Annotated in this window: 15 protein-coding genes; 5 read left to right on the forward strand and 10 right to left on the reverse strand. The window is 71.4% G+C overall.

The annotated features are described in order from the left end of the window. Nucleotides 1-27 precede the first annotated feature (27 nt). Nucleotides 28-474: an archease gene (locus ABNG04_RS03280; RefSeq protein WP_371160014.1), complete on the reverse strand. Its 447-nt coding sequence runs from the start codon at nucleotides 472-474 to the stop codon at nucleotides 28-30. Continuing rightward, nucleotides 471-1,289, reverse strand: coding sequence for a DUF502 domain-containing protein (locus ABNG04_RS03285; RefSeq protein WP_371160016.1), 819 nt, complete (start codon nucleotides 1,287-1,289; stop codon nucleotides 471-473). The genes ABNG04_RS03280 and ABNG04_RS03285 overlap by 4 nt, the downstream gene beginning before the upstream one ends. Nucleotides 1,290-1,453: 164 nt before the next feature. On the opposite strand from ABNG04_RS03285, the gene ABNG04_RS03290 reads away from it, so the two are divergent. Beyond that, the gene (locus ABNG04_RS03290; protein WP_371160018.1) at nucleotides 1,454-1,927 is read left to right on the forward strand and encodes a GNAT family N-acetyltransferase; all 474 of its coding nucleotides are present in this window, start codon (nucleotides 1,454-1,456) and stop codon (nucleotides 1,925-1,927) included. A gap of 102 nt (nucleotides 1,928-2,029) precedes the next feature. Beyond that, nucleotides 2,030-3,253: a hydroxymethylglutaryl-CoA reductase (NADPH) gene (hmgA, locus tag ABNG04_RS03295; protein ID WP_371160020.1), complete on the forward strand. Its 1,224-nt coding sequence runs from the start codon at nucleotides 2,030-2,032 to the stop codon at nucleotides 3,251-3,253. Between the two features lie 39 nt (nucleotides 3,254-3,292). Here the strand turns inward: hmgA and ABNG04_RS03300 are convergent, their stop codons facing one another. The 6 genes from ABNG04_RS03300 to nadA form a co-directional block, all read right to left on the reverse strand. Continuing rightward, nucleotides 3,293-3,604 (reverse strand): DUF2250 domain-containing protein, encoded by a 312-nt coding sequence (locus ABNG04_RS03300; RefSeq protein ID WP_371160021.1) that lies wholly within the window; start codon nucleotides 3,602-3,604, stop codon nucleotides 3,293-3,295. Nucleotides 3,605-3,750: 146 nt separating this feature from the next. Next, entirely contained in the window at nucleotides 3,751-5,196 is a 1,446-nt protein-coding gene (gene cofH, locus ABNG04_RS03305) for a 7,8-didemethyl-8-hydroxy-5-deazariboflavin synthase subunit CofH (protein WP_371160022.1), read from the reverse strand. A 104-nt stretch (nucleotides 5,197-5,300) separates the two neighbouring features. Continuing rightward, nucleotides 5,301-6,275: an HFX_2341 family transcriptional regulator gene (locus tag ABNG04_RS03310; RefSeq protein WP_371160023.1), complete on the reverse strand. Its 975-nt coding sequence runs from the start codon at nucleotides 6,273-6,275 to the stop codon at nucleotides 5,301-5,303. A gap of 114 nt (nucleotides 6,276-6,389) precedes the next feature. Next, complete coding sequence (gene nadC, locus ABNG04_RS03315) at nucleotides 6,390-7,205, reverse strand: carboxylating nicotinate-nucleotide diphosphorylase (protein WP_371160025.1); 816 nt, start codon at nucleotides 7,203-7,205, stop codon at nucleotides 6,390-6,392. Further along, entirely contained in the window at nucleotides 7,205-8,797 is a 1,593-nt protein-coding gene (locus tag ABNG04_RS03320; RefSeq protein WP_371160027.1) for an L-aspartate oxidase, read from the reverse strand. Before ABNG04_RS03320 ends, nadC begins: the two co-directional genes overlap by 1 nt. Nucleotides 8,798-8,799: 2 nt before the next feature. Next, a complete protein-coding gene (gene nadA / locus ABNG04_RS03325) occupies nucleotides 8,800-9,930 on the reverse strand; it encodes a quinolinate synthase NadA (RefSeq protein ID WP_371160029.1) in 1,131 nt (376 codons plus the stop codon). Between the two features lie 303 nt (nucleotides 9,931-10,233). On the opposite strand from nadA, the gene ABNG04_RS03330 reads away from it, so the two are divergent. After that, nucleotides 10,234-11,541, forward strand: a complete 1,308-nt coding sequence (locus ABNG04_RS03330) for an acetamidase/formamidase family protein (RefSeq protein ID WP_371160031.1) — start codon at nucleotides 10,234-10,236, stop codon at nucleotides 11,539-11,541. A 76-nt stretch (nucleotides 11,542-11,617) separates the two neighbouring features. On the opposite strand, the gene ABNG04_RS03335 is transcribed toward ABNG04_RS03330, so the two are convergent. Then, nucleotides 11,618-12,604, reverse strand: coding sequence for a M48 family metallopeptidase (locus ABNG04_RS03335; RefSeq protein WP_371160032.1), 987 nt, complete (start codon nucleotides 12,602-12,604; stop codon nucleotides 11,618-11,620). Nucleotides 12,605-12,756: 152 nt separating this feature from the next. Between ABNG04_RS03335 and ABNG04_RS03340 the strand changes: the two genes are divergently transcribed. Beyond that, the gene (locus ABNG04_RS03340; RefSeq protein ID WP_371160034.1) at nucleotides 12,757-13,836 is read left to right on the forward strand and encodes an aminopeptidase; all 1,080 of its coding nucleotides are present in this window, start codon (nucleotides 12,757-12,759) and stop codon (nucleotides 13,834-13,836) included. Between the two features lie 24 nt (nucleotides 13,837-13,860). Here ABNG04_RS03340 and ABNG04_RS03345 read toward each other — a convergent pair whose 3' ends face one another. Then, complete coding sequence (locus ABNG04_RS03345; RefSeq protein WP_371160036.1) at nucleotides 13,861-14,256, reverse strand: hypothetical protein; 396 nt, start codon at nucleotides 14,254-14,256, stop codon at nucleotides 13,861-13,863. A gap of 111 nt (nucleotides 14,257-14,367) precedes the next feature. Here ABNG04_RS03345 and ABNG04_RS03350 point away from each other — a divergent pair, with 111 nt between their 5' ends. Beyond that, complete coding sequence (locus tag ABNG04_RS03350) at nucleotides 14,368-14,652, forward strand: amphi-Trp domain-containing protein (RefSeq protein WP_371160038.1); 285 nt, start codon at nucleotides 14,368-14,370, stop codon at nucleotides 14,650-14,652. Nucleotides 14,653-14,678: the final 26 nt, after the last annotated feature.

Consider the following 14,678-nt stretch of genomic DNA (forward strand, 5'->3'; position numbering starts at 1 on the left):
ATGGGCGCCGAGCCGGGTCTCACGGCCTCACACGTCGAACACGACGTATGCGCGCCACCCGTCTCCGCGGCGTTCGAGCGCCATTTCGGAGTACGTGACGGCCTTGATCTCACGGGCGGCCACCGCGTCGAGCGGGACGCCGCGCGCGCTGGCCGCCAGTCGCCACGCGTCCGGGTCGTCGGACTCGTCCGTCCGGTCCGTCTCGCTCGGTTCGGCGACCGTACAGCGGTGGTCGGCCGGGAGGACGAGCCGCACGTCGCGCTCGTAGATCAGCCGGTCGAGGTAGTCGAACAGCAGGGCCTCCCGGCTCTCGGCGGCGACCTCGACCTCGAACCGGTCCCCGGGCGTCGCCGGCACGGACTGCGCGCTCGCGGCGGTGAGCCCCTCCGCGACCGCCGCGAACAGCGCCGCGAGCGTGTCGGCCGTCGCCTCGACGGCGACGTCGGCGGTGTGGTCGCGCAGCTCGTAGCTCATCGCCCGTCGCCCCTCGCGTCGTCGCCGGCCCCGTCACGGGGCTCCGCCGCGCTCTCCGATCGCTCGTCGGCCGGGAACCGGGCGTCGATGGTGCGCTCCGGCGCCTCGGCGCGGAGGTCCTCCGGGTCGACGTCGTCGAGGTCGGCCGCGACCTCCTCTAACGCGACCCCGCTCGTCACCAGCGCGCGGATCCCCTCGTCGACGGTCAGTTCGACGTCGACGACCCGGCGGTCGGGGACGAAGACGACGTGGCCGCCCATCACTGGGTTCGGGGCCATCGGCATGAACAGCGTCCGCATCCCCTCCCCCTCGCTGTCCGCGTGGTCCGCGATCACGTCGGGCGTCTCGCTCGTCACGAACGCGAGCGTGTAGGTGTCCGCCGTCGGGAACTCCACGAGGACGACCTCACGGAAGTTGCCGCCCTCCGAGTCGAGCATCGCGTCGCTCATCTGGCGGAACCCCTGGTAGACGGAGCCGACGCCCGGCACCCGCTCGACCGCGTCGTCGACGTAGTCGACCGCGCGCTCGCCGTACCGCGAGGACTCGACGCCGGCGCCCAAGAGGAGGATCGTGGCCACGAACACGACCGGCGTCGCGATCTCGATCGCGGTCTCCCGCGAGACCGCGCCGATCACCGGGAGCCCGTCCCCCGGCGTCACGGCGACCACCGCCGTGGAGAACGCGTCGAGGTAGTCGTACACCGCGTTGAACGCGAACGCGAGGACGGCCAGCGTGATGACCGCGGGAACGATGACGGCGACGCCGGTGAGGAAGGCCCGTCGGAGCAGCTCGACGCCCGACGACTCGTCGGTCATTGATCCCGACCACGCCCGACCGCGACAAAACGTTTCCGTCGAAGGCTCGCCCCGCGTCGGCGTCGATCTGCCGGCCGCGTGCCGGGTCGCGGAAGGCGGGCTTCCGACCGCGCCGGCCCCGCTGGCGGTGGAGTTATATTCCGCTGGCGTGTTAGGTCATCGCAGTGAGCGTCAACGTCGAAAAGCGGACCGACCCGCCCGGCGAGTCCGACTACTCGACCGCCGCGTGGGAGCTCAAAGAGCAGATTCGGTCCGCGGAGGGCGTCCTCCGACAGCGGCGCGGCTTCTTCGTCGACGCGTATCGCCGGTCCACCGCCCACCTGCTCGTCGAGAACGACCGGCTCGTCGCGTTCGCCTCGGTCCGACGCGACGGCTACATCCTCTTCCTCGCCGTCCACCCAGACCACCGCGGCCGCGGCTACGCCGAGCGGCTCGTCGCCGACGTCGCCGAGGACCACCGGTCGGTCACCTGCCACGCGCGCACGACCAACCGGCAGGCACTCGGCTTCTACGAACACCTCGGCTTCGAGGTGATCCGCCGCATCGACGACTACTACGAGGACGGCGGCGACGCCTACTACCTCAAGCTCGGCAGCGAGTCGCTCCGCGAGCGGCTCTCCGGCTTCGTCGGTCGGTAGGCGATCGATTCTCTCGACGACACGGCCTCCGGGGCCGCGGATCCGACCGTCGAGGACCCCGGAACCGACAGTAATTAGCGCCCGCCGCGAGGAGTGGGCGCCATGTCGCAACCGACTCCTGCGGACCTCGCGACCCGGGTCCGCGACGGCGACCTCCGCTTCCACGAGCTGGAAGACCACGCCGACGCCGACGCCGCGACCGCCGCGCGCCGGCTGCTCGTCGCGGAGGCGACCGACGCCGACCTCGACCCGCTCGGCGAGTACGCCTTCGACGCCGAGGCGGTCCACGGCTCGAACATCGAGAACACCCTCGGCGGGGTCCAGGTACCGGTCGGCGTCGCGGGCCCGGTGACCGTCGACGGCGGCGCGGACTCGGCCGAGCGCTACCTCCCGCTGGCGACCACCGAGGGGGCCTTGGTCGCGTCGATCAACCGCGGCTGCTCCGCCATCGAGGCCGGCGGCGGCGCGACCGCGCGGGTGACGAAGAGCGGGATGACCCGGGCCCCCGTCTTCCGGGTCGCGGGCGTCGCGGAGGCCGAGGCGCTCGTCGCCTGGGTCCAGGACAACGAGCCCGCGCTCGCCGAGGCGGCCGAGTCCACGACGAGCCACGGCGAGTTGCTCGACGTGACGCCGTACGTCGTCGGCAACAACGTGTTCCTGCGGTTCCGTTACGACACGAAGGACGCGATGGGGATGAACATGGCCACCATCGCGACGCGGGAGGCCTGTGACGCCGTCGAGGCGGAGACGGACGCCTCGCTCGTCGCGCTCTCGGGCAACCTCTGTTCCGACAAGAAGCCCGCCGCGATCAACGCCGTCGAGGGCCGCGGGCGTTCGGTCGTCGCGGACGCGACGATCCCCCGCGAGGTCGTCGAGGACCGCCTCCGCACGACCCCCGAAGCGGTCGCGGAGCTCAACACCCGGAAGAACCTCGTCGGCTCAGCGAAGGCGGGCGCGCTCGGCTTCAACGCCCACGTCGCCAACGCGGTCGCGGCGATGTTCCTCGCCACCGGACAGGACGAGGCGCAGGTCGTCGAGGGCGCGAACGCGATCACGACCGCCGAGACGACCGACGACGGCGACCTCTACGTCTCCGTCTCGCTGGCGAGCTTGGAGGTCGGCACGGTCGGCGGCGGGACGAAGCTCCCGACGCAGCAGGCGAGCCTGGAGATCCTCGGCGTCGCGGGCGGCGGCGATCCCGCCGGTAGCAACGCCGACGCGCTCGCGGAGTCGATCGCCGTCTGCGCGCTCGCGGGCGAGCTGAACCTGCTCGCGGCGCTCGGCTCGCGGCACCTCTCGTCGGCCCACGAGGAGCTCGGTCGATAGGCGGGCAGCGGGACGGCGCACCCCGCGTCGCCGATTCCCTCAGTCCGACCAGCGCGGACAGTCGTCGCGGAGCGCCGACCGCCCCGCGTCGGTGAGCCGATAGACGGCTTCTCCGGTCACTCGCTCGACGAGCCCCGCGGCCGCAAGCGCCTCCAGCCGCGACTCGACGTGGTCGGCGTACAGTCCCGTGTTGCTCGCGACGAAGGCCGGGTAGTCCGTTCCCACGTCATCGAGGTACGCCAACAGCCGCTCGTCGGAGCGCGTGAGCGACGGCGCGTCGGGGCGCTCCCCGCGGTCGCCGCCGTTGCGTTCCCCCGAACGGTCGGCCGGCCGTGCGTCGGGTGCGGTCATCTCACACGTGGTGACGTGTGACACAATAAAGGGCGTACCGGGGGTTCTCACTCGATGAGAGTCGCCGACGAGCGGGCTGAACGTGTTCGACCACCGAACGGTCCGTTCGACCAGTCGGCGACGCGGACTGGGGCGACGACGCGGAGTCAGTCGTCGGCGTCGGCCGGGGGCGTCCCGGCCGCGCCGCCGCCAGCCCGGCGGTTCGACAGCAGTGGGGTCCCGTCTGCGCGCGGCCCGAGCCGCGGACCGTGCGGGCCGTCGTCGGGGTCGATCCGGCGGTGGGTCCGATAGTCGGTCGACCGCTCGACCGGGGTCCGACCGATCGCCGTGATCATCTCGACGTAGTCCTCGAACGAGCGGTACTCGCCGTACTCGCCGCCCGCGCGGCTGGTGATCTCCTCCGAGAGGATGGTCCCCATGAAGTCGTCCGCGCCGCAGTTGAGCAGCTTGAGTCCGTGGGCGTCGCCCGACTTCACCCACGACGCCTGGACGTGGTCGACGTTGTCTAGGAAGAGCCGCGCGACCGCGACCACGAGCTCGTCCTCGGCGCGCGAGGGCCCGGAGTCGACGACGCCCTGTCGGTAGAGCGGGGTGTTCTGGTGGATGAAGGAGAGCGGGACGAACTCCGTGATCCCGCCCGTGCGGTCCTGGAGGTCGCGGATCACCTTCAGGTGCTGCGCGCGGTGCGCCACCGTCTCGACGTGGCCGTACATCATCGTCGAGGTGACGTCGAGGCCGGCGGCGACCGCGCCCTCCATCGCCGCCACCCAGTCGCCGGTGCGGATTTTCCCCGGGCAGATCACGTCGCGGACCTCGTCGACGAGGATCTCGGCCGCGGTGCCCGGCGCGGAGTCGAGCCCCGCGGCCGCCAGCTCGTGATACACCGCCTCGTACTCCCAGTCGGTGCCGCGCGAGGCGTGGTACGCCTCCTCCGGGGTCATCGAGTGGAGGTGGACGCCGCCGACCGACATCGCCTCCATCTGCTCGACGTAAGTGCCCGGGTCGGTCGCGTACGTCTCCGGCGGCTTGTAGTTCACCTCGCTCGCGGGGTCGTCGTGGGCCGCGAGGACCTCGTGGTGCTCCTCGTTCAGCGCGAACGCGGGGTGGAGCCCCGAGACGGAGCACACCTCGTAGACCCCCATGTCGAGGGCGTCCTCGACGACCGCGCACGACTCTGCGGGCGGCTTGGTGAACCCCGCGTGCTCGACGTCGCTGTCGGCCTCGAACGCGTGCGCGGAGTCCTTGAAGTTACAGAACAGGCAGCCGGTGTTACACGCCGTGGTGACGTTGTTGTTCAGGTTGGCGACGAAGGTGACCTCGTCGCCGACCTCCTCGCGACGCCGCCGGTCGGCGGCCTCCAACACCGCCTCCTTGCGGACGGGGTCGATCCCCGACGACGCCGTGCCGGTCGCGAGCAGCTCGGTCGCGTCGTCGACGGTGAGGCGGACCCCGTCGCGGGCCTTCGCGAGCGCGTTCTCGAACGACTGGTCGGTCGCGGGCGTCGCGAAGTCGAACTCGTTCGCGCCGCTCTCCGGTCCGCCGTCTCCGCGCTCGTCCGGCCCGTTCGCGCCGGAACCGCCGCCCGAACTCATCCCCTAACTCTCCCGGTTCCATCCTGATAAACGGGCGGGTCGCGACAGCCGGCGAGCGAGAAGTGATCGATCGAACAGAGCGGTCGACGGCGCGACCGATCGGCCTAGCGCACGTCGCGGTCCTCGTCGGCGTGCGCGCGAACCCACAGCTGCCCGATTCTTGAGAGGCTCGTTCGGTAGGACTTCCCGTGCTCCTCGCGCTCGATGTATCCCTTGCCGCCGGGGCCGAGGCGGTCGACGTTGTAGATCACCTTCGAGCGGAACGAGTCCGTGTACTCCTCGTTGAGCTCGGCCGCGAGCGTCTCGGCCAACTCCGAGACGGACTCGAACTCACCGTGCTCGCCGAGGGTGAAGAGCACCAGCTCCTCGAACGGCTTGACGTTCTGGAAGGAGGCCACCGGGAGCTCGATGACGTGGCGGTCGCCGATGCGCTTCGCGCCGATGGTGGTGCCGCGCTCGTCGAACTCCGCGAGGAGGTCAGTCGTGCTCGTCAGCCGGTCCGCGACGCGTTCGGGGTCGACCCCCGCGTCCGCCAGCGCCTCGGCGTCGCTCCCGTCGTCGAGATCGCGCAGGAGGTCTCGGGTCGCGCGCAGCTCCTCGGCGAGTTCGGTCTCCAAGTACTTCTCGGGGGCCGTGTAGTAGGTGTGGATACGGTCGCGGTCGGTCTGCCGCTCGACCATGATCGAGTGGGCCGCGGTCGCGAACGCGAACGAGACGGGGCGGGGCATCGAACAAAGGTTCACCCACACCTCGCGCTCGTCCGGCGGGCCGTCGTCGGCGCCGTCGGCCGCATCTGCGCCGTTCCGGTCCAGTTCGGCGTTGATGAGGTCGAACGCACGCTCGAAGGCGGCGTCGTAGTCGTACACGTCGTCCAGCCGCTCGCGGACCGTCTCCGCGCCGAGCAGGTTCCGGAAGTCCTGTTCGAGCTTGCGCGCGATGTTCCGCGAGTACTCGACGTTGGCCTCGCTCCCGACCGTCCCCTCTAGGAGTATCACCCGGTCCACGTCGAACTGGTCCCGGATGAGGGGGGCGATCATCCGGTCGTAGTCGAACCCGACCGGAACGATGTGGGTCTGCATACGTCCGACGACGTGGCGGCGGTCATAAAAACCACGCTCTGTCGAACTCGCCGCTGGCGGGGGAACTCTCCGCGAGCGTCGGCCGGTCGGGACCGCCGGGAGCGCCGCCCGGCGTCACCCGGTCCGGAACGAGAGGTCGAGCGCCGGCGCAGAGTGCGTGAGCCCGCCCATCGAGATCACGTCCACGCCCGTCGCAGCGTACTCGGGGACGGTCTCGACGGTGATCCCGCCCGAGGCCTCGGTGAGCGCGTCGGCGTCGGCGGCGGCCACGCGGTCGACCGCCTCCGCCGTCTCGGCGGGCGTCATGTTGTCGAGGAGGACGACGTCCGCCCCGGCCTCGGCCGCGCGCGCCGCGTCGGCCGGGTCTTCGACCTCCACGTCGAGCGCGGTCGCGAAGGAGGCGCGCTCCCGGAAGCGCTCGATGGCGCCCGTCAGCCCCATCTCGGCGACGTGGTTGTCCTTCACCATGACCATGTGCGAGAGGTCGAGTCGGTGGGTGTCTCCGCCGGCGGCCGCGACGGCGCGCTTCTCGACCCCGCGGAGCCCCGGCGTCGTCTTGCGGGTCGCCGCGATCCGGACGTCGTCGTCGACCTCCCGGGCGGCCGCGACCGCGGCGTCGGTCGCCGTCGCGACGCCCGAGGCGTGGGCCGCGACGTTCACGGCGACGCGCTCGCCGCGGAGGACCGCCGTCGCCGGACCCCGGACGCGCAACAGGGCGTCGCCGGGGTCGATCGCGGTCCCGTCCACGACGCGCTCGGTCACGTCGACGTCGAGGTAGTCGAACACCGCGCTCGCGGCGTTGAGTCCCGCCGCGACGCCGGACTCCTTGGCGACGAGCCGGCCGGTCGTCTCGCCGGGCACGTCGTTGGTCACGTCGTGGTGCCCCACGTCCTCGCGCAGCCACCGTTCGATGTCGCTGTCGGTGAGCATCAGTCGTCGGCCGTCGGGCGAGGGTCCGTCGCCTCGCCCTCGTCGAGCCGGTAGTGCGTCCCGATGCTCTCGTCGTTCGCCAGCGCGTGCCGGGTCACCAACAGCCCCGTCACGGTCGCGTTGCGGAGCTCGTACAGCGAGCGAGAGGTCCGTGTCCGGACGTAGGAGTCGACCTCGCCCTTCAGTCGTCGGAGGACGCCGAGCGCGCGCCGCAGCTCGGCCGGGTCGCGCTCGATGCCGACACACTCGTCCATCACGCGCCGCAGCCGCCGGAACTTCTGGCGGGCGAAGTCGTCCGGGAGGGCGGGGTCGCGGTCCGAGAGCTCCGGCGGCGCGACGCGTTCGACGTCGTCGCCGTCGTCGCGGGACGCGTCCGCGCCGGCGCGCAGTCCCCAGACGAGCCCCTCGAGGAGGCTCGTCGACGCGAGCCGGTTCGCGCCGTGGAGCCCGGTACGGGCGCACTCGCCGACGGCGTAGAGCCCGTCGAGGCTCGTCCGCCCGCGGTCGTCGACGGCGACGCCGCCGCAGAGGAAGTGCTCGGCCGGCGCGACCGGGATGCCGTCGGTTGGGTCGACGCCCCGGTCCGCGCACTTCTCGGCGAGCCCGGGGAACTCGTCGGCGAAGTCCAGCGGGCTCACGTCCAGCAGCACCTCGCCGGTAGCCCGGCGCTCGGCGGCGACCGCCCGCGAGACCACGTCGCGGGGGGCCAGCTCGGCGTCCTCGTGGTAGCCGGGCATGAACCGCTCGCCGTCGCCGTTCCGCAGGACCGCGCCCTCGCCCCGGACTGCCTCGCTGACGAGGAAGCCGTCCTCGTCGTCGTCGGCCGCGTACGCGGTCGGGTGGTACTGGACGTACTCCATGTCCGTCACGTCCGCTCCGGCGAGCGCGGCCATCGCGATCCCGTCGCCGGTGGCTCCCGCGGGGTTCGTCGAGCGCGGGAACAGGTCGCCGATCCCGCCGGTCGCCAGCACCGTCGCGCCGGCGTAGACGGGCTCGCGTTCGCCGTCGGACTCGACGACGGCACCGTGGACCCGCCCCTCGTGGCGGATCAGTTCCAGCGCCGCGGCGTCGGTCCGGATCTCCACGCGGTCCCGGTCGTCGAGGTGGTTCAGGAAGGGGACGTGGACGTGCTTGCCCGTCGCCGCGCCGACGTGGAGGATCCGATCCTCGCTGTGCGCGGCCTCGCGACCGAAGTCGAAGCCGCCGTCGCCGTCGCCGGTCAGGCCCGCTCCGGTCGCTGCCGGCGTTCCGCCCGGGCCGTCGCTCGGGTCCGCGTCGCCGTCGAACGACACGTCCAGCGTGTCGACGAGCACGTCGGACACGGCCTCGTTCGCGTTGTCGACGAGCGTCTCGACGGCGTCGGGCTCGGCCGTGCCGTCGGAGGCCGCGACGATGTCCCGCCGGAACTGCGCCGGGTCGTCGCGGGCGACGGCGATCCCGCCCTGCGCCCACCACGACGACGCGCCCTCCGGGCGGGTCGACTTCGTGGCGACGAGGACGTCTCGGCCCTCGCGGGCCGCGGCGAGCGCGGCGGCCAGCCCGCCGATCCCGGCCCCGACGACGAGCACGTCGGTGGTTTCGTGTCCCGTCATCGTCAGATCTCCAGCATCCGGTCGAGCGCGACCCGCGCGAGCTCCTTCTCCTCGGGCGCGACCTCGACGACGTTCGGCTCGCGGCCCGCGACCAGCTCTTCGAGGACCCACGTCAGGTAGTTGGGGTCGATCTGGCGCATCGCGTTACAGTCCATACAGGCGTCGCCGCAGAGCGGCACGACGTTGACCTCCGGGTGCCACCGCTGGAGGTGCTGCGCGAGGTGGATCTCGGTCCCGATGGCCCACGTGTCGCCCGGGTCGGCGTTCGCGACCGTCTCGCAGATCGTCGCCGTCGACCCGACCACGTCGGCCGCTTCGACGACCTCGCGGCGACACTCTGGGTGGACGACGACGCTGACGTCGTCGTGCTCGTCGCGGACCTGCTCGACGTGCGATGTGCGGAAGCGCTCGTGGACCTGACAGTAGCCGTCCCACAGGATCACGTCGCTCTCGACGACCTCGCCCGCGTCAGCCGACGCGGCGTCCCACGGGTCCCACTCGGCGATCTCGTCTTCCAGCCCCAGCCGGTGGGCAGTGTTTTCCCCGAGGTGCTTGTCGGGGAGGAAAAGCACCTTGTCGCCCTCGTCGAGAGCGTACTCGAACGCGTCGTGGGCGTTCGAGGACGTACAGACGAGCCCGCCCTGCTCCGCGCAGAACGCCTTGAGGTCGGCGTAGCTGTTCATGTACGTCACCGGCACGATGTCCGCGTCCGTCGCCGCGGTGAGCTCCGCCCACGCCGCGTCGACCTGGAGCGCCTCGGCCATCCCGGCCATCGGACAGGACGCCTCCATGCTGGGGAGGATGACGCGCTGGTCGGGATCCGTGATGATGTCCGCGGACTCGGCCATGAACGTCACGCCACCGAAGATCACGTACTCCGCGTCGGCGTCCGCGGCCTCCTTGCTCAGCTGATAGGAGTCGCCGACGAAGTCCGCGTGCTCGACGATCTCCCGCCGCTGGTAGTTGTGCCCTAAGATCACCACGTCGTCACCGAGCGTCTCGAGGGCCGCCTCGATGCGCTCCGTTCGCTCGTCCTCTTCGAGCGTTCGGTATTCCGGCGGAAGCTGTTCGAGATCGTCGTATTTGAACAGACTGAGATCGGTATCGAACTCAGCGGTTTCCATTGCTGGCATAGTCGAATATCCTCGTACTACGATCTATATGAGCGTGTATTGAAAAAATTTTGTCTTCAACAAGCATCCGTGATTGAGAGGCTTGTCTTACAGGCGCATATCGAATCGCCTGTATCACCGCTCGTCGGCCTCTTCGCGCCGGGCAGCGGGCCCTCCTCGGTATCGCGGCCCCGTCGTCTCGAAGCCTGAAGCGGGGACGTCGGGGTTGAGCGCCCCGGTCGAGTTCCTCGCGGGCCGCCGGTCCCGGCGTTCGGGGCCGCGAGCGGCACGATTATGCCGTGTCACTCCGTACCAACACACAACATGTCACAGCAAGGCGTTCAGGAGGAACTGTACGTCGATCAGTACACGCTCGGCCTCGTGGGGCCCGACCAGGAGTGGGCGGGCACGGTCGCCGACGGCGGGACGGTGACGACGTACACGCCGCCGGGCTGTTGGGGACCGATGGTGACGCCGTCGTTCCGCGGGGGCCACGAGGTGACGCGACCGATCCGCGTCGAGGGCGCGACGGTCGGCGACGCCGTCGCGATCCACATCCGCGACGTGGAGGTGACGAGCATGGCGACCAGTACGGGGTCGATGGCGGAGCGCGACGAGGCGTTCGGCGACGACCCGTTCGTCGACCACCGCTGTCCCGAGTGCGGCGCGACGTGGCCGGACTCTGTCGTCGAGGGCACCGGCGAGGATGCGATCCGCTGCGCCGAGTGCGGGGCCAACGCCTCCTCGTTCGGCTTCGAGTACGGCTATACCGTCGCGTTCGACCACGAGAACGCGGTCGGGATCACCCTCGACAAGGACGGCGCCCACGAGCTCGCGACCGACGCCGAGCGCGTGATGGACATCCCCGAGAACGCCCGGCAACACCCGATCCTGTTGTACGAGCCGGACGAGATGCCCGGCACCCTCGGTCGCCTCCGACCGTTCATCGGGAACATCGGCACGACGCCGCCGGTCACCATGCCCGACTCGCACAACGCCGGCGACTTCGGGCAGAACCTCATCGGCGCCGACCACGACTACGGCGTCGAGACAGAGGCCGACCTCGACCTGCGCACAGACGGCCACATGGACGTCCCCGAGGTCCGGGCGGGGGCGACGCTGATCTGCCCGGTCGTCGTCGACGGCGGCGGCATCTACGTCGGCGACCTCCACGCGAACCAGGGCGACGGCGAGCTCTCCTTACACACTACCGACGTGAGCGGGACCGTCACGATGGACGTCGAGGTGATCGACGACGTCGACCTCGACGGCCCCGTCCTCCTCCCGAACGCGGAGGACCTCCCGTTCATCAGCGCCCCGTACAGCGGGGAGGAGGCCGCGGCGGGCGAGGCGCTCGGCGCGGAACACGGCGTCGACGTCGACACCGACGCCGCCCCGATCCAGGTGATCGGCTCCGGCGCGACGGTCAACGACGCCACGCAGAACGCCTTCGACCGCGCCGGGACGCTCCTCGACATGAGCGAGGGCGAGGTTCGCGCCCGGTGTACGTTCACCGGCGGGGTCCAGATCGGCCGGCTCCCCGGCGTCGTCCAGCTCGACATGCTCGTGCCGGCGGACGTGCTGGCGGACTCCGGCCTCGACGACGTGACTCGCGAACAGTACGACCTGTAGCGACGGCGAACCGTCCGATTCGCCTCGCGGCGTCCGATCTGCCCTGCGGCGCCCGGTGGACGTCGCGGGCGCTCGCTCACCGCCGCGACCGTCCCGGTCTGCCGGCCGCTCGCGACGGCCCCGCCGGGATCCGCCGCGTCGGACCCTTCGCCTCGGCCGTCTCACGCAACCGCTCGACGCGCTCGTCTGTCGACGGGTGGGTCGACAGCCAGCGCTCGGCCGCCTCCTCGGTCCGCTTGTTCGTCGAGAACGGCGCGAACGACCACGTCGGGTCGGTCGCGCGCTCGATCCGGCGCAGCGCCCGCGCGAGCGCCACCGGGTCGCCGGTCACCTCCGCCGCGCGGTCGTCGGCCGCGAACTCTCGCTTGCGCGACCGCGACCGCGCGACGAGCGTCGCGAGGACGAACCCGGCGAACAGCGCGCCAGCGAGCGCTCGGTGGAGCCGCGCGAAGGGGCCGGACCGGTCGCCCGGCCGCCCGCGGATCCACGCCGAGGCGGCCGAGAGCCCCGACAGCGCCAGCAGCGCCGGGAGCGCGGCCACGGTGGCGAACCCGACCAGCGAGCGGCCGACCCCGTCGGCCATCGCGATCGCGAGGCCGTCGTTCCCCTCCAGGTGCGCCAGCTCGTGCGCGAATATCGCTTCGACCTCTCGGGGGGCGAGCAGCCGGAACAGCGACCGGTCGATCACCAGCGCGCCGCCGTCGCTCCCGCCGCCGACCGCGAACGCATTCGGCGCGCGGGCGTCGGTGACGTACAGCTCCGGGCGCTCGACGTCCATCCGCGCCGCGAGCGAGTCGATCCGCCGGTGGAGGTCCGGGGCCCGCTCCCGGGGGACGCGGTCGCCCTCGAGGTTCGCGAGGATCTGCGCGGTCCCGAGCCGGTAGCTGAGGTACGCCGACGCGAGCGCGGTCGCGGCGAGGAGCGCGAGGAGGACCGGGAGGTCCGGGCGGGCGGCCCAGACCGCGCGCAGCAGGTCGGCGACGAACAGCGCCGCGGCCAGGTAGACCGCGAGTAGGCCGACGCCAACGGCCGCTGCGGCCGCGCGGAACGCGAGCCGAGACATAGTCGGATTTACGTGGCGGCCGGTCAAACGCGTTGCGGCCGACCGCCCGAACGGTCCGTGAGGGGTGTCGCTCCGGCTCTTGCGGTCCGGGCTCCCCCGCCCGCCCCGCCGGAAGGAAAAGCGGTAATTCCCCGGCCGCGAAACCGGTAGCTATGGACGCACGCGTACGCGAACACGCCGAGATCATCGCCGACCACTCCACCGGCATCGAGTCGGGCGACGACGTGGTCATCCAGATGCCGAAGGAGGCCGAGGACCTGGCGGTCGCGCTCCACGAGGTCTGCGGCGACCGCGGGGCGAACCCGGTCTACCTCAACTACTCGAAGCGCGCGCAGCGAGCCTTCAAGCGGTCTTCGGAGGAGTTCACCGAGCCGAGCCACCGGCGCGCGCTCTACGAGGAGGCCGACGTCTTCGTCATCGCGCGCGGCGGGGCGAACGCCACCGAGGACGCCGACGTCGACCCCGAGACCAACGCCGCGTACAACCGCGCGATGGAGGACGTCAAGCGGACGCGGCTCTCGAAGACGTGGTGTCTCACGCAGTACCCGACCGCGAGCCACGCCCAGCTCGCCGGCATGAGCACGGAGGCGTACGAGAACTTCGTCTGGGACGCCGTCTCGCTGGACTGGGACGAACAGCGCGAGTTCCAGTCGAACATGGTCGAGATCCTCGACGCGGCCGATGAAGTGCGGATCAAGTCGGGCGACGAGACCGATCTCACGCTCGACGTGTCGGGCAATGCCACGCTCAACGACCAGGGCGAGGCGAACCTCCCCGGCGGCGAGGTGTTCACCGCGCCGACGCGCGACGGCGTCAACGGCGAGGTCCACTTCGACCTCCCGCTGTACCGCTACGGCCGCGAGATCGACGGCGTCAGGCTCCGGTTCGAGGACGGCGAGGTCGTCTCGCACTCCGCCGAGCGCAACGAGGACCTCCTCACCGGCATCCTCGACACGGACGAGGGCTCGCGTCACCTCGGCGAGCTCGGTATCGGGATGAACCGCCAGATCGACCGGTTCACCTACAACATGCTGTTCGACGAGAAGATGGGCGACACCGTCCACATGGCGGTCGGCTCCGCCTACCCGGAGACGGTCGGCGAGGAGAACGCGGTCAACGAGTCCGCCGAGCACGTCGACATGATCGTCGACATGAGCGAGGACTCGGTCATCGAGGTCGACGGCGAGGTCGTCCAGCGCGACGGCACCTTCGTCTTCGAGGACGGGTTCTGACGACCCGATCGGTCACGCCCGCGCTCACGCCGCCACCTCCCCGTCGCGCGCCGCGGTCCACCGGATGAACGCCGCGTACGCGGCGATGAGGACAGCGAGCAGCCCGACCGTGCCGATCGCGGCGATCCCCGGGTAGTCGGCCAGCGGCGCGATCTCCTCGGCTGGCGGCGCGACGACGTCGACGACGCCGGTGCCGACCGACAGCGCGAGCACGGCGAGCCACATCGTCCCCACCGCGTACCCGAGCGGGACCAGCCGGTCGGTGCGCGCGGCGTGCGCGACGACCGCGCCGCCGCCCACGATTGGGACCGCGACGAGGGGGCTCGTCGGGTCCGGGAGGAGGACGCTCCCGCCGAGCGCGATCGCCGACCAGTAGACGGCGACGGCGACGACGGTCCGGAGCGAGTCGGGGAGTGACACGGGGTGTGCGTTCGGCGGCGCGGCACAAAACGATCGGGGGCGACGGCGCCGCCGTCCCGCGTCGTGGGTCCCGCGACGGTGTTTATATCCGGAGGGCCCCTACACCGACGCATGGTCGAAACAGTCCTGTTCGAGTCGGAGAGCCGCCGGAGCCGCGAGGAGATCGCCGCGTACCTGCGAACGGTCGCGGACTCGCTGGACGCCGGGAACGCGATCACCCTCACGCGCGGCGACGAGTCGACGACGCTGGAGCCGCCCGCGCGACCGACCTTCGAAGTGAAGGCGGAGCGCGAGGGGCCCGCCGAGGGGCCGGGCGAGCTCAGCGTCGAGTTCGAACTGGAGTGGGACGAGGACGCCGGCGACGGAAGCGGTGACGGCGATCTGGAGATAGAGTAGGCGGCGGGCGGGCGTCGGCGGTCGCG

The organism is Halorubrum miltondacostae, assembly GCF_041379815.1.
Taxonomy (GTDB): Archaea; Halobacteriota; Halobacteria; order Halobacteriales; family Haloferacaceae; genus Halorubrum; species Halorubrum miltondacostae.

Bases quoted from the DNA above. Each gene is read 5' to 3' on its own strand.
- ABNG04_RS03350 (WP_371160038.1), top strand. From the start codon at position 14,368: ATGGTCGAAACAGTCCTGTTCGAGTCGGAGAGCCGCCGGAGCCGCGAG.
- ABNG04_RS03280 (WP_371160014.1), bottom strand. From the start codon at position 474: ATGAGCTACGAGCTGCGCGACCACACCGCCGACGTCGCCGTCGAGGCG.
- hmgA (WP_371160020.1), top strand. From the start codon at position 2,030: ATGTCGCAACCGACTCCTGCGGACCTCGCGACCCGGGTCCGCGACGGC.
- ABNG04_RS03320 (WP_371160027.1), bottom strand. From the start codon at position 8,797: ATGACGGGACACGAAACCACCGACGTGCTCGTCGTCGGGGCCGGGATC.
- ABNG04_RS03300 (WP_371160021.1), bottom strand. From the start codon at position 3,604: ATGACCGCACCCGACGCACGGCCGGCCGACCGTTCGGGGGAACGCAAC.
- ABNG04_RS03330 (WP_371160031.1), top strand. From the start codon at position 10,234: ATGTCACAGCAAGGCGTTCAGGAGGAACTGTACGTCGATCAGTACACG.
- cofH (WP_371160022.1), bottom strand. From the start codon at position 5,196: ATGAGTTCGGGCGGCGGTTCCGGCGCGAACGGGCCGGACGAGCGCGGA.
- ABNG04_RS03310 (WP_371160023.1), bottom strand. From the start codon at position 6,275: ATGCAGACCCACATCGTTCCGGTCGGGTTCGACTACGACCGGATGATC.
- ABNG04_RS03340 (WP_371160034.1), top strand. From the start codon at position 12,757: ATGGACGCACGCGTACGCGAACACGCCGAGATCATCGCCGACCACTCC.
- ABNG04_RS03335 (WP_371160032.1), bottom strand. From the start codon at position 12,604: ATGTCTCGGCTCGCGTTCCGCGCGGCCGCAGCGGCCGTTGGCGTCGGC.
- nadA (WP_371160029.1), bottom strand. From the start codon at position 9,930: ATGCCAGCAATGGAAACCGCTGAGTTCGATACCGATCTCAGTCTGTTC.
- ABNG04_RS03285 (WP_371160016.1), bottom strand. From the start codon at position 1,289: ATGACCGACGAGTCGTCGGGCGTCGAGCTGCTCCGACGGGCCTTCCTC.
- nadC (WP_371160025.1), bottom strand. From the start codon at position 7,205: ATGCTCACCGACAGCGACATCGAACGGTGGCTGCGCGAGGACGTGGGG.